The organism is Paenibacillus sp. FSL H8-0260, from assembly GCF_045040625.1.
GTDB classification, from domain to species: Bacteria; Bacillota; Bacilli; order Paenibacillales; family Paenibacillaceae; genus Paenibacillus_AQ; species Paenibacillus_AQ odorifer.
In genome coordinates, this window is sequence record NZ_CP150298.1 from 3820591 (window position 1) to 3833342 (window position 12752).

The window sequence follows — 12752 nt, forward strand, 5'->3', positions numbered from 1 at the left end:
ATAAACGGTTATAATCAATTTTTATCAAACATACCAGTCCTCGTTAGTTCAACCCTGAACGTTCCATTTCATATTTTATAAAATATACTTTCACCATTGAGGAAGGGGCGACAATACTCAGCGCATAATTTGGGCATTCTTTCACGCATCCAGTCATGAACATGTACATTCTCTATTTGGAACACGTAATACCCAATAATAGCGACCAACATTAACCCTTCCAACTGCAGTAGATCATTCGCTGTATTTTCACACTCTTTGTAATACCCCTTTAGGAAAGTATCTCTTCGATCGGTTGGTAGCATCATAGCTCCCATGGCTACATCAAGTAAAGCATAACCTTTTCCGAAAAAGCCAAAATCGATGAAGCGCACCTTTCCTTCGGTTGTGATGATGATATTACCCATACACAAATCCCCATGAATAAGGTCCGGGCCAGCCTCCCCGCCATGGTCATCTAACCGGAAGTTGATCAATTGCAGCGTTTGTTCAATGACATTAGCCTCAGAAGGCGTAAATAAATTCTTTTTCACACCCGAATGAATCACACGGATCATCCGTTCATTATAAGCTTTGCCTTGACTCGGGCGAATCTCCATACCTGAATGTTCGTACTGCCGAAAAAAAGTATGCAGTTCTGCTATTTGAGATCCCAGTTCTTTTACCAGTTCAAGATTGTTAACATCATTCATATTCATGTCTCTTCCATCCAACCAGGTGAGGACGGAGCAGTTTAGCAGTTCACCTTCGTATTCAATGATCGTAATAAGTTCACCCTCATTGTTTCTTACGGGAGTCTGTATTTCGTTGGTGCTCCAGCTTCCCAGCTTCTCAAGCATTTGCAATTCTCCAAGAATGCCGCTGTATGTATGTTGCAGACCTTTCATGTCCTCTATAAAAGGTTCATGAATGCGGAGTAAATATGATTTTCCCGTTCTGTCATTAACACGATAGGTTCTGTTCTCGTTATGCCTTAAGAAAATAATCTCAGGCTGTTGGATATCGTACCTGCCTAGTAAGTCCAAAAGCTTCTCGTTCGTCATAAGGGACTCCTTTAAAATAGAAGGATTCATTAATTCAATCTTCGTCTGAGTCATAAAAATTGAAATCTACTACATTCTAAAAATCATTCAATTCACCAATTGTACTTCTACAATATTTTCGAAATATCCTGCCTATAGCTTGACGAAGCTGCCGGAATGATTTTTCGCGGCAGCTTCGTTGTGAAAGGATATTCAGCGCTCAGTTTCAATAGTCCAACCAAACTCTTTTATTTCTTAGTGATAGGCACCCATATTTCACTTTTAAAATTTGGCGATGTGATATCTTTGTGCTCATTCCATAGAATTTCAGGCCCTTTAATTAGCTCATATCCCGATGACGGAGCCCATTCCGAATATATTCGCCCCCAGATCTCTTGTAGCGCACTCGGAAAAGAGCCGACGACTGTGAATACAGCCCACATAGAGGCCGCCACTTCCAGCTGATCCAAGCCATTCCATGCGTCTTTCGTAGTGGCAACGCCAATATAATGATCGAACTCTCCTTTTTCCTCCATACGTCCTTCAGAGAAATTTGTAGAGGCGCTTATAAATCCTGAGGGCTCAACATCAGAAAATCTCTTCATCTCATCAATCATTTCCGGCGTCAACCCTTCATACATCGATGCAATCTCCGGATTAACCCCTTGGAAAATGATTGGAACCCGTTTTTTTATACCCACGATGCGAAAAGACTCTTTGTTTTCAATCCGGTAATTCATTTCATTTCCTCCTTTGATAGTCAACTGAAACGACATCCGAGGGAATGCCTTAAGGGAATGTCCATGGACCCGAGCTTCCGAAGGACTAACCCCATGCATGCTATGGAAAGCCCTAGAAAAGGAATCCGGCGAATTATAACCATACTTCAGAGCAGCATCGATAATTTTGATATTACTTTGTGAAAGCTCGAGTGCTGCCAAAGTTAGACGTCGACGCCGGATGTATTCCGACAGAGTAATGCCTGCTAGGAAGGAGAACATACGAGTAAAATGATATTCCGAACAGCAGGCTATTTTCACAACCTCCTGATAATCAATGGGATTTGTTAGGTTCTCCTCAATATAGCTTATTGCTTTGTTCAGTTGTACCAGCGTATCCATGACGTTGCCTCCCCTCGTTAATTATAAGGTTATCAGAGATGATTTTTATCTTCCCGACTTTATCTGCACGATTCTGTAGGGTTTTTTCATGTTTCGATGAACAGAGACTCAATACGAGGAAGTTACTCTCTTCTCACAAGAAGGACTACTTTTTTTGATTGTCAAAATTATAGTTAACATAATAATAATTATGTTAACTATAATCCGAAGTGCGTTCAGAAGCTCGATCGTCCACTCACTTTCACAACCTTTTCATAGCAAGAGCAAAACGCTCGATCGTCTCTTTTGATAACCCATTTACGTTCTTATTTTTTCCTTTTACCATCCGCAGTACAAACCGGTCTAGCAAAGTTAGCTTCTCTTCATAGATCTCATCTCCAAAAACTTCTTTCGTCACCGATTGGTCATATAACACTTCTGGAAACGCAGATTTCAATTCTTGTGAGGCCTGTTCACCTGTTGCTCCTGCACAAACAAACAATCCTACTCGTTTTTTCCCTAGTTCATTTTGATATTTTGTTGTAAAATCAGTCATTTGTTTTTGGATTTTTCCATAATAAATAGATCCTCCCAAGATGACCGTATCATATCGTTCTAGTGTCAGCTCTTTAACATGCATCAAATTAACTACTTCGGTTTCTTCGCCCAGTTGAGATTTTAATAAATAAGCCGCTTTTTCCGCACACCCATATTTCGAGGTATACATAATTATTGTCTTCATTCTAATCACTCCCTGCCGCTTGCTGGTCACTTATTATCTTAAGGGTTCACGTACATGCTTTAACAAAATAACCATACAAGCAGCAATAGCTACAGTCATCGTCGGAAAAATTACACACTCGGCTATAGACACAGCCACACCTCTATAGATCATTGCCACCAGCATTGCCGTAATTGCTAGCAGTAATGTAACTCCTTTAAAAACAACGACAGTTGCCAGTAGGTACCCAAAAGGTTGTCTACGAATGACCATAATCCCCGTTACAATTGCTAATGGGACTAAGATCGCAAGATCCAAAACTTGAATTACCAATGTACTATAGTGCTCTAGCCCTTGTGGCGGTGTTCCCCCCAGTAGTGAATTCAGTATTTTCCCTAGCCAGAGCAATAAAATCATAAAAGCAATAACCATTAGGGAAAAGCCGATTCCTTTAGAAGGTAAACTGTTTTTAAAGTAAGTATGTATGGATTCTTTATCAAAGGAAAATAAGGCTAGGATGAATGCAAAAAAACTTAAAGAAAACAACAGCACATAAACTAAAAACAATGAATTGTACATCGTCAGAAAGCTGTAGGATGCGTAAGTATATAAAAAGTACCCCAAAGTGCCCGTAAGGAGCATCCTCCCCTTTATCGAGCCTTTAATTGTCATGATGAGCGAACTGAGCAGTAAAGGTATGGCAAGAAATAATGTAACTCCATCCTGTGCTTTAGCTTGTGCCGCCGCAGAGACAGAATCATGGCTGTACACTCCTGACCCCTGAAGCTTTACATCCTCGCCCCATATTGACGTGAAAGTATATTTTGTTCCATCACTTATCCCATCTGAAAACAACCCAACCGCTGTTGCAAACACTGCAATAACCGAAATCAACACCGACAGCACTACGACTTTCCTTATATGTTTTATAACACCCTCCCCTTCCTCCATGAAAATATTTAGATTTCACCTCGAGGCAATAGCAACCATTGAATCCAAATGACATGAAATCAGAGCTTCGACCTGATCATTAGGCAGATCCTTTTCGACAAGCAACCGCATAATTAAACCGAACGCTGCACTCCATATCACCTGAGCTGTGAGTTCTACGAAAGCTTCTTCACGGTTTTTTTGTGCTTCAAATCTGAGCAGGCCCTGGCAGAGCATCCCTATCGCTTTACGTTCCTGTGCAGCTCCTCTAAATAGAACAGCCGTGTAACTAAGAACAGCCGGTGCATCGTTTAGCATGACATTCCGGTATTCTACACCCATAGAAAGAGACATCCTGATGAACTTCTCCAATGATCGTTTTAAAAGTGTATCTGGAGGTAATTCCTGCTGTACCTCTTGTTGCACAGACTGAAGCTCAGAAAGCATATCCGTATATTTTTGTTGCAAATAGTTCTCGATAATCTCTTCTTTGCCTTTAAAATAATGATAAATAATTCCCGGTGAATATTCGATTTTCTCAGCGATTTTTCGGATAGACAGCTTCTCTATTCCCTCTTCGGCAATCAATAAAGCTGCATTTTGCAGGATCAGATTTCTCATTTCTTCACGCTCACGTACTTTTCGTTGTTCTTTAGTCATAAATTCGTCTCCTTGTGGATTGAACACCGTTTAATATTTGAACATTGTTTAATATATATTTTGAATTATTTTATGTCAATCTCCTTAGTCACATGTATTCTCCTCCCCCAATGTACATATCGGACATAAAAAATCCGCCAGTCATTTAGACTGACGGAACCTTTAATTTGTGAAGTTAAAGGATTACAGACAGAGGGTTTTAGTAATGATAACCAACAGGATAAACAGAACCAGAATAGCTCCTGTGGAAGTGAAACCACCGTATCCTCCTGCAAATTCGCCCATTGTTGACTCCTCCTTTGTAATTGAGTACATCATAAGATATGCAATATTGCCCTCACTGACTGGGTATTTTGAACACAAAAAATAAACCAACGACCTTTTTTATGGTGAATGGTTTAATAGGTTGACATAATAAATGTTATGTTAACTACAATAGAGAGCATAAGATGCTCCCTACATCACAATTCGTATATGTTCTTAATAGCTAGCCAGTTTTATAAAAAATCACAATTTCCTGACCTTCCGTCTTGACGCTCTCTTTGTCATTCTCTACTGTCTAGCGCTCACTCGCTTAGCCCCTTTTTCAATCCATTTGCCGTTAGTAGCAAGCTCCATAGCTAAAAGAAACCAGCAATATAACGGTTTTTATTTCTTAATCCTATTAATAGTTAATGTGTTGAAGTATTGGCTGGGGTTGCCTTGCTGTGGATTAAAGCGCTCTTGAAACTCTCCATGGGTATAGTCCCCGATCACTTTATGCCAGAAATCACGAGCAGGTATATTCGCACGGACTTGTGAAACCTTCCATTCCCCAGAGTACATATCAAAGAGCTTATGCGCAGCCCATGTACCTACACCACTTCGGCGGTATTTTTGCATCACAAAAAACTCAGTCATATAAAACTGGCCTTCAGGATTACGCAATAACCTGTCCACCAAAGCAAAACCAGCAATATGCCCGTCCACCTTAAACAAATATGCGAATTTATTATTTCCGCTACTCCAATAAGCTTCTAGTCCCGGATAGGCCGGAAATACCCCGTCTTGATTGACATCAAATTCTAAATAACGGGTGAAATCATATAGGTAGAACTGCATTAATCTGCTTATAGTATGCTTACGTTCTTTGGGAACCAGCTCAATTTCAAGTTTCATTATGTGCACCTCTGACATTTATGTTTACTTCACATCATAAAGCTTAGCGGCATCAGGAGCAAGGCTCGGACCTAGTTTCCCCTTCATTCGAAGTCCAATCCGGGACAAAACATGTTAAGATAGAAGGAAGAGATTTTATGCAATCTATGGAAAAAGGTGAATCACATGAGCGTTCAAAAGAACGATGACCGTAAAAAACTTGATCAAAAGCTACCCCTCATGCCCTGGTTCGTTCAGCAGTTTATTGATTATAAACGCCCTGATCTCTCCCCTTCCACACTGCTGGAGTATATCCGGGATTATGAATCTTTTTTCGGCTGGTTGCGTGCGGAGGGCTTATCTCAAGCCGGCTCAAATACCGAGATCACACTTCTAGAATTGGAAACCCTACATATGGACAGTATTGTCGGATACCGGTTGCATCTAACTACCCGCGCCGAGGGAACGAACACTCGAGTTACTGTATCCCGTAAGTTATCTGCATTACGCTCCTTATTTCATTATTTAAGTCAAATCGCCGAGGATGAGAACTTTTATCCATTGCTTAAACGCAACATTATGGCTAAGGTTGAGGTCAAACGAACACATAAGCCAAAGGATACTGCCGCTAAGTTAAAGGGTAAGATTTTGGAAGATGAGGAATTACTGGAGTTTGTGGGGTACATTTATGAAGGTTATGGACGGGATGTGGAAGGCAACAAACAGGCTTATTATTCGTTTCAATTAAATCATGAGCGCGACGCCTGTATTGCCAGCTTGATTCTGAACTCTGGCCTGCGTGTATCTGAAGTAGTTAATCTAAACGTAGACGATTTGGATGTTAACAACAAGCTGCTCTATGTCACCCGCAAAGGGAATAACGACGAAACGTTTAAGACACCTGTCTATTTTCGAGAGCAAGCTAAAGATGATCTAGCCCTTTATCTTAGCTTACGCCAATCCCGCTACAAAACACCCAAGAGAGAAAAAGCCTTGTTTATCTCTCTCCCTAACGGGCGTCAAGAAGGCAAACGTATGACCAAACGTGCAATTCAAGAAATGATTATTAAGTACGCTAAACGCTTTGGTAAACCGTATCTTACGGTTCATAAGCTGCGTCATTCTTTTGCAACAGATTATTATCTGCAAAATGATATTTATAAAACGAAGGAACAGCTCGGGCACGCATCCACCGAAACAACTGAGATCTACGCTCATTTAACGGATAAAACGATGTCTGAGGCGATCGAGCGGCGTGCCGATAATTAATCATCACCAAGGGGAGCTTATACTTCGGATGAGTAGCCGCTCTTCGCTAGTGCAGAGTTGTTATCGGTCTCAGCGGACCTTAAATGCAGGATTATCTCACATTTGGGTGGCTAACGGACCCCAAGGTCGCTATTGGCCTGAAATACGTAAATATGAGCTCCATTCTATGAAATAGCGACGCTGAGGTCCGAACCCCCGCTTAAAAGGTGATAAATAAACAAATAAGATCATCTGGGTCCTTAAGCATCCGCGGGGGATTAATCTCGGCAGTGGTGCAGGCTAATAACTTCAACCAGCAGAGCAGCGACTCTTCCGATAGGAGAATTGCTATGATAGTGTCGCCTACCCGGACATTTCATTCTCGCTTTTTTTCAAATTTAAGTACAACCGGCGGGCACCCCTAACCCTTTTATTGTTGCACTAAAAACCCACTTACGGTACGCAAGTGGGTTTTCTTATTCTAGTTTCTGGGGTAAAATCTCCCTTTAAACCGGTTGTAAGCGACTATTGGGTTAGCACGAAAACTGTTTTTTGTTTATCTATTGTGAATTTTTCATATGTTGAAATGTTGGAAATAATAACGTTGGCTTAGCAATTATATGGCGATTTCTGTGCGTGCGTGGATATCAAATACCTTTTAATCATCGATGGCCAGAGTACCCTCCACATCTAGCCCCGAATCTCCCCTGGCAGTTTGATCACTGTTACCTTATCTCCGGCAGATAGCCCTTTTTCTTCTGGGGGTACAACTATCAAACAGTCGCTATCCTTGATCGTGACCGTTACGGAAGATTCATCAATGAGTGCCGGATAAGCAAACAGGCTGCCGTCTTTAATTTCTAACCGAGCTCGCACAAATCTAGTAAAATTATTCACTCTTTTATAATCTGTACCGAGTGTAGCGCTCCATTCCGGTAAAAAAGGCTGAGAAGCACTTTGCATCAGTGAAATCACAGGACGTGCAAACAGTTGAAACCCAACGAAACAAGCCCCCGGATTCCCGGATAAAGCTAACAGCAGCTTACCCCCTCTAACCGCAGCAGTAGTTACGCTTCCCGGACGCATCGTCACTTTGTTGAACAACATATTACCACTTTGTTCGCGAACCAAGTCGCCCATGATATCATAATCCCCCACAGAAACGCCACCCGTTGTAATCACAAAATCATAAGTTTCCAGCGCCATCTGTACTTTACTTCTAGCCAGCTCCAGATCATCCACAATAGCGCCTAACATTACTGGAACACCCCCTGTTTCTTTAACTAAAGCTTCTAGCATAGGGGAGTTACTATTGCGGATTTTGCCAGGCTCCAGCGGCTCATGCACTTCCAGCAGCTCTGTTCCTGTGGCAAAGATGGCTACCTTGGGACGACGATAGACTTTCACGGTATGTAATCCAAACGCTGCAAGAACAGCTATATCCCCCGCAGAGATTAACCTTCCTGTAGGCAATACAAGATCACCTTGGCTTAATTCGAAACCTTGAGGTGTGATATTGCTGTTTGCTTCTAGTTTTTTTCGAATACCAACGTAAGTCTTTCCTTCCTCTTCACGTCTCTCCGTGACCTCCAGCATCACCACAGCATCTGCCCCTACCGGTACTTGTGCACCCGTCATAATTCTTGCGGCTGTTCCCGGAGTTATATCTACCGCAGGCACTGCGCCACACGGAATATTATCCACAATTTCTAACCATACCACTTGTCCATTAACACAGTTACGGGTATCCCCCGCGATAATCGCATATCCATCCATACTCGAACGATTAAACGCAGGAAATGGGTGTGGAGCGATCACTTTTTCAGCCAAATAACGTCCACAACACTCATCCAGCGATACGTCTTCTGATTCTAGCGGATTGGCATATTTGATTATTTTGGCCTGAGCTTCTTTTACTTGCAGCGCTTCACGCTGAAATTTATTATCCTTCATAAAGACCTCCGCTCTGAAACGTCGATGTTTGCAGTAATAGGTATTATTTTAACATGAGACCTCTTGAAGTAAAATTATAAACACAAAAGGCCACCATCCATGTTTATGGGCAGCAGCCTTTTCTACAATATTTTTTCCGGTATAGTGATCCGTTACTTCTCTACTAGTCTAGGATGCTCTAATTACCTTTACATCCCCAGGGATTATTTTCTCCCCTTCATAAAGCATAAACCGTCCATGTTGCCACTCTACACGCAGTAGACGTGAATCATCTGATTGATATTGCCACACATGCTGCTCTCCACCGTTCATAAATGGAGTTTGACCTGCAACAGCAACAAAACCTTCATATTCTTCCTCCAGGAAAAATGTATAGCCATCGAGCTCAAGCGTTGCTGGAACCTCAGCAGGATTATCTAACCGCCCATCGATTGGTCTGTACAATCCATATTGCAGCTGTTCCCGCTCTTCTATATGAAGATAAGCTATCTGGCTTCCATCTCTAAGGGTCAGAACAACAGCATTACGGCCCCGATTATGTGTCCGGCCAGTAACTTCATAGGTGACAAGTGATACTTCACAAATGTCTCCGGGAGACAAATTAAGCATACTTTTTTGAACTTCCTGAGGCGCTGGCTTAGAGAAAAGGTTACCTATACGTTTCCACATACTCAACTTGATCGTTCCTCCTACATAAAGGCAGTAATAATTAAAGCACCCGTAATTTGCAGTGAACCTGATAGCAGGCCATATCCGATTTTACCAAGCTGTGTACCATGATCCAGATCCAGCTTCCCCCAATTTGCTAGTAGAAGTCGAACTGTTCTTTCTAAAATTAACAAAAGCAAAAATGATACCAACGAAATTAGCAACGCATCTAACAAACTATTAGAAGCCGCTATCGATGAAGATAAAATGAAGGCCTGAGCTAAAAGCTTCATTACAAACCGTGTAGTCACCGCCATATTTCCAGCCTTTAACTCTTCTATATCGTTATAACGAGTAAAAAGTGAATCTATATACATCAGTACAAACAGCAACACAGCGCCGCTCACCGTCCACACGACCATGGACACCAGAATATGGAGATCCATTCTATAGCCCCCGCTTAATCATTTTGCATGCCTTTCATAAGCATAGATAAAGCGAAGAAGAAACGAATTTCTGTCTCCCCTTCGCCTGTGAACACCAGCCGTGAACCGGCTAAAGATCAAATGTTATTGCTTCTCGTATTGTTTCATCAGAGCCGCCAGTTCATCTTCAACCGCTTGATCTTTGTTCAGCTTCTCGAATTCATCATCCAGAGATTTATTGCCTGAACTCATCTCATTGCTGGCTTCAGCCTGAGCTTCTGCTTGCAGCATTTTATCTTCCATACGTTTGAGTCCTGCAGACGCTGAATCGGAACTAAATCCGCTCATTGCCTTGTTGATCTCGGTTTGAGCTTTGGCAGCATTATAACGTGCAACCAATGTCTCACGTTTGTTCTTCATTTGGGTAAGCTGTTTGCGCATCTCTTCAAGCTTGCCACGAAGGTTATCCGCAGAGGCTTTGTTCTGATCAAAGCTGGCTTTGTATTCTACCAGTTTAGCTTCAGCAGCATTTTTCTCTTCCAGAGCGCGGCGAGCAAGGTCAACATTACCCGCTTGAGCTGCTGCATGAGCCTGTTGGGTACGTTTGTTAACAAGCGCTTCTTGTTCTTCATACAGCTGTTTGAATTTCTTCTCAATGGCGATTTGCGCCGCTACAGCTTTTTCTGCATCTTCTAAATCTTCGGTCATATCACGAATGTATTGATCTGTCATTTTAATCGGGTCTTCTGCTTTGTCAATAATCGCGTTCACATTAGACATGGTTAAATCGCGCAATCTTTTAAATATAGACATGGTTTCATTCCTCCAAAAGATAATTTAATTCCTCACATGCTATCTTTTACGTAGAATTGCCACTACCGTTTCATATTTGTTGCGCTAAATATTGATTTACTTTTAAATTCACAATTTCCACGACTTCCATAATACCTTCTTTCGTGAGATTGTCGTAATGAATCCCCATCACTACTGTGACCGTCTTGTTCAGCGCTTCAGCTACTCTGATCGCAATGGGCTCGCTTATCGTGTGCTCTTTATGATGAGGAACCGCTGAAGTCAGTACTTTAACCTGCTCCCCCTCCAGATAAGCAGTACTCGTCGCACCAATATGCCGAACACCTCCACTAATTAAGAGCAAGAGATCACGTCCGACAGCCGTCGCCTTCAGCTCAATATCCTCAGGATCAATCTGGTTAGTAGTCATTAGTATTCCCCTCACTACTTCACTTTATATAATGCCCCGTATTTCCTCTAGTGATTGAATATTTTCTTCAACCATAAATTGCTCAAGCTCTGCAACTAGCTGACTACCTGCACGCAAGTTCATGAAATTATAAGTTCCCACTTGGATAACTGCAGCACCTGCCATAATAAACTCGATGATATCCGTTGCTGAAGTGATGCCACCCATTCCGATCACGGGAATCGTTACGTTTTGTGCGACTTGATGCACCATACGCAGAGCGACAGGCTTAATCGCAGGTCCAGACAATCCAGCATATAAGTTATTGAATACACTGCTTCTGCGCCGGACATCAATCTTCATTCCTGAGATAGTGTTGATGAGCGAGACAGCGTCTGCACCCTCCTCCTGACACATTTGTGCCATTTCAACGATATTTTCGGCTCCCGGCGACAGCTTTACAGCGAGGGGCAGTTTAGTTGCGCGTCTAACAGCCTGTACTACTTTTTGAGCTTCTGAAGTTTGGATCCCAAACGCAATGCCGCCCTCTTTAACATTTGGACAAGAAATATTCAATTCAATCATGTCTACTGCTATCTTACCTGCACTCGCACGAGCATCTGCATCCCGCTGAATCATCTCAGCTCCAAGAACATAATCTTCAAGTGTGCCTCCACCCAGGTTGACCAAACGAGCGGTGTCGAGTGTTTCCCAATAAGGGCATTCTTTATCTAAAAATGCAGCTACACCCGGATTCTCGAGTCCCACACTATTCAGCATACCAGAAGCTGTCTCGTATACACGAGTGCCGGGATTCCCCGCTTTCGGATTGAGGGTTAACCCCTTGCCAGAGATTCCGCCCAGCAGAGACACATCATACAGCTTGCCATATTCACGGCCAAAACCAAACGTTCCAGAGGCCATTATAATTGGATTTTTAAAATGAACGCCAGCAATTGTTGTGTTCAACTTAGTCATGGAAAAGCACCTCCTCAGAAAGAAACACAGGTCCGTCTGCACAGGCCTTCTTTTGACCATCACGGCAGGATACACTGCAGACCAGACAGGCTCCAATCCCACAAGCCATTCGGTTCTCTAGAGAAAGGTATACTTTCGTTCTACTGCCTGCTTCTTCAGCAGCAATGCCTTTACGTTGAGCAGCTTTAAGCATAGGGTGTGGGCCGCAGACAAAGACATGATCATATTGGCTGAAATCCACACTATCCAAAATTAAACCGCCAACATCGACTACAAGCTCACTTGCAAGTGGGCGAAACGCTTCTGTCCGGTAAGCTTCACGGCTAAAGCCCAAAAAAATATCACTCCCCGGATGCTGCTTCGCACAATAATAAAGCGGTGCAATTCCGATCCCACCGCCGATGAGTGCAACCTTCCCTTCGACCTGTGGAAATCCATTTCCAAAAGGGCCCTCAAGCGCTACCGAATCACCTGAACCCAGTCGTGAGAATATCTCCGTACCTTCCCCAACTACGTGATACAGAAATTCAACACTATCCTCGTGTACTTCATGTATACTTAAGGGTCTGGATAGGATGGGGTAAGCTCCCCATGCCCGTAACATGTAGAATTGACCCATTGCTCCGCCACTATTCGTCTCTACCTTAAGGTGATACACACCATCTGTCAGCCGTTCGTTACTTAGAACCGTCCCCACGTTATCAAGCTCCTTCAAATTTTATCTTTATT

The 12752-nt window shown here is 42.6% G+C and carries 15 protein-coding genes; 1 reads left to right on the top strand and 14 read right to left on the bottom strand.

Annotation, left to right across the window (positions count from 1 at the left end; genetic code table 11):
- Positions 1 to 68 precede the first annotated feature (68 nt).
- The 7 genes from MHI51_RS16940 to MHI51_RS16970 all read right to left on the bottom strand — a co-directional run bounded on the left by MHI51_RS16940 (position 69) and on the right by MHI51_RS16970 (position 5591).
- Positions 69 to 1043, bottom strand: coding sequence for a phosphotransferase enzyme family protein (locus tag MHI51_RS16940; RefSeq protein ID WP_405173118.1), 975 nt, complete (start codon positions 1041 to 1043; stop codon positions 69 to 71).
- A 227-nt stretch (positions 1044 to 1270) separates the two neighbouring features.
- Complete coding sequence (locus MHI51_RS16945; RefSeq protein ID WP_076220205.1) at positions 1271 to 2143, bottom strand: AraC family transcriptional regulator; 873 nt, start codon at positions 2141 to 2143, stop codon at positions 1271 to 1273.
- A gap of 241 nt (positions 2144 to 2384) precedes the next feature.
- Positions 2385 to 2864 carry a flavodoxin domain-containing protein gene (locus tag MHI51_RS16950; RefSeq protein WP_076220204.1) on the bottom strand — a complete coding sequence of 160 codons (480 nt, stop codon included), beginning with the start codon at positions 2862 to 2864 and terminating at the stop codon, positions 2385 to 2387.
- Between the two features lie 33 nt (positions 2865 to 2897).
- The gene (locus MHI51_RS16955; RefSeq protein WP_341002929.1) at positions 2898 to 3749 is read right to left on the bottom strand and encodes a hypothetical protein; all 852 of its coding nucleotides are present in this window, start codon (positions 3747 to 3749) and stop codon (positions 2898 to 2900) included.
- A 60-nt stretch (positions 3750 to 3809) separates the two neighbouring features.
- Positions 3810 to 4433 carry a TetR/AcrR family transcriptional regulator gene (locus MHI51_RS16960; RefSeq protein ID WP_076277031.1) on the bottom strand — a complete coding sequence of 208 codons (624 nt, stop codon included), beginning with the start codon at positions 4431 to 4433 and terminating at the stop codon, positions 3810 to 3812.
- Between the two features lie 183 nt (positions 4434 to 4616).
- Complete coding sequence (locus tag MHI51_RS16965; RefSeq protein WP_197069683.1) at positions 4617 to 4718, bottom strand: sporulation protein YjcZ; 102 nt, start codon at positions 4716 to 4718, stop codon at positions 4617 to 4619.
- A 363-nt stretch (positions 4719 to 5081) separates the two neighbouring features.
- A complete protein-coding gene (locus tag MHI51_RS16970) occupies positions 5082 to 5591 on the bottom strand; it encodes a GNAT family N-acetyltransferase (protein ID WP_076184408.1) in 510 nt (169 codons plus the stop codon).
- Positions 5592 to 5756: 165 nt separating this feature from the next.
- Here MHI51_RS16970 and xerS point away from each other — a divergent pair, with 165 nt between their 5' ends.
- A complete protein-coding gene (gene xerS, locus MHI51_RS16975; protein ID WP_076130054.1) occupies positions 5757 to 6839 on the top strand; it encodes a tyrosine recombinase XerS in 1083 nt (360 codons plus the stop codon).
- A 669-nt stretch (positions 6840 to 7508) separates the two neighbouring features.
- Here the strand turns inward: xerS and glp are convergent.
- The 7 genes from glp to MHI51_RS17010 all read right to left on the bottom strand — a co-directional run bounded on the left by glp (position 7509) and on the right by MHI51_RS17010 (position 12720).
- The gene (glp, locus tag MHI51_RS16980; protein WP_341002930.1) at positions 7509 to 8771 is read right to left on the bottom strand and encodes a gephyrin-like molybdotransferase Glp; all 1263 of its coding nucleotides are present in this window, start codon (positions 8769 to 8771) and stop codon (positions 7509 to 7511) included.
- A 168-nt stretch (positions 8772 to 8939) separates the two neighbouring features.
- On the bottom strand, positions 8940 to 9446 hold the full coding sequence (locus tag MHI51_RS16985; RefSeq protein ID WP_076130052.1) for a DUF4178 domain-containing protein: 507 nt from the start codon (positions 9444 to 9446) through the stop codon (positions 8940 to 8942).
- Positions 9447 to 9460: 14 nt separating this feature from the next.
- Positions 9461 to 9865 (bottom strand): DUF350 domain-containing protein, encoded by a 405-nt coding sequence (locus tag MHI51_RS16990; RefSeq protein ID WP_036687618.1) that lies wholly within the window; start codon positions 9863 to 9865, stop codon positions 9461 to 9463.
- A 123-nt stretch (positions 9866 to 9988) separates the two neighbouring features.
- On the bottom strand, positions 9989 to 10657 hold the full coding sequence (locus MHI51_RS16995; RefSeq protein ID WP_036687619.1) for a PspA/IM30 family protein: 669 nt from the start codon (positions 10655 to 10657) through the stop codon (positions 9989 to 9991).
- Positions 10658 to 10727: 70 nt separating this feature from the next.
- A complete protein-coding gene (locus MHI51_RS17000) occupies positions 10728 to 11066 on the bottom strand; it encodes a hypothetical protein (RefSeq protein WP_076218215.1) in 339 nt (112 codons plus the stop codon).
- Positions 11067 to 11090: 24 nt separating this feature from the next.
- The gene (locus tag MHI51_RS17005; protein WP_076218216.1) at positions 11091 to 12023 is read right to left on the bottom strand and encodes a dihydroorotate dehydrogenase; all 933 of its coding nucleotides are present in this window, start codon (positions 12021 to 12023) and stop codon (positions 11091 to 11093) included.
- Entirely contained in the window at positions 12016 to 12720 is a 705-nt protein-coding gene (locus tag MHI51_RS17010; protein WP_076277035.1) for a dihydroorotate dehydrogenase electron transfer subunit, read from the bottom strand. Before MHI51_RS17010 ends, MHI51_RS17005 begins: the two co-directional genes overlap by 8 nt.
- Between the last annotated feature and the right edge of the window lie 32 nt (positions 12721 to 12752).

Bases quoted from the DNA above. Each gene is read 5' to 3' on its own strand.
- MHI51_RS16940 (WP_405173118.1), bottom strand. From the start codon at position 1,043: ATGACGAACGAGAAGCTTTTGGACTTACTAGGCAGGTACGATATCCAA.
- MHI51_RS16945 (WP_076220205.1), bottom strand. From the start codon at position 2,143: ATGGATACGCTGGTACAACTGAACAAAGCAATAAGCTATATTGAGGAG.
- MHI51_RS16950 (WP_076220204.1), bottom strand. From the start codon at position 2,864: ATGAAGACAATAATTATGTATACCTCGAAATATGGGTGTGCGGAAAAA.
- MHI51_RS16960 (WP_076277031.1), bottom strand. From the start codon at position 4,433: ATGACTAAAGAACAACGAAAAGTACGTGAGCGTGAAGAAATGAGAAAT.
- MHI51_RS16965 (WP_197069683.1), bottom strand. From the start codon at position 4,718: ATGGGCGAATTTGCAGGAGGATACGGTGGTTTCACTTCCACAGGAGCT.
- MHI51_RS16970 (WP_076184408.1), bottom strand. From the start codon at position 5,591: ATGAAACTTGAAATTGAGCTGGTTCCCAAAGAACGTAAGCATACTATA.
- xerS (WP_076130054.1), top strand. From the start codon at position 5,757: ATGAGCGTTCAAAAGAACGATGACCGTAAAAAACTTGATCAAAAGCTA.
- glp (WP_341002930.1), bottom strand. From the start codon at position 8,771: ATGAAGGATAATAAATTTCAGCGTGAAGCGCTGCAAGTAAAAGAAGCT.
- MHI51_RS16990 (WP_036687618.1), bottom strand. From the start codon at position 9,865: ATGGATCTCCATATTCTGGTGTCCATGGTCGTGTGGACGGTGAGCGGC.
- MHI51_RS16995 (WP_036687619.1), bottom strand. From the start codon at position 10,657: ATGTCTATATTTAAAAGATTGCGCGATTTAACCATGTCTAATGTGAAC.
- MHI51_RS17000 (WP_076218215.1), bottom strand. From the start codon at position 11,066: ATGACTACTAACCAGATTGATCCTGAGGATATTGAGCTGAAGGCGACG.
- MHI51_RS17005 (WP_076218216.1), bottom strand. From the start codon at position 12,023: ATGACTAAGTTGAACACAACAATTGCTGGCGTTCATTTTAAAAATCCA.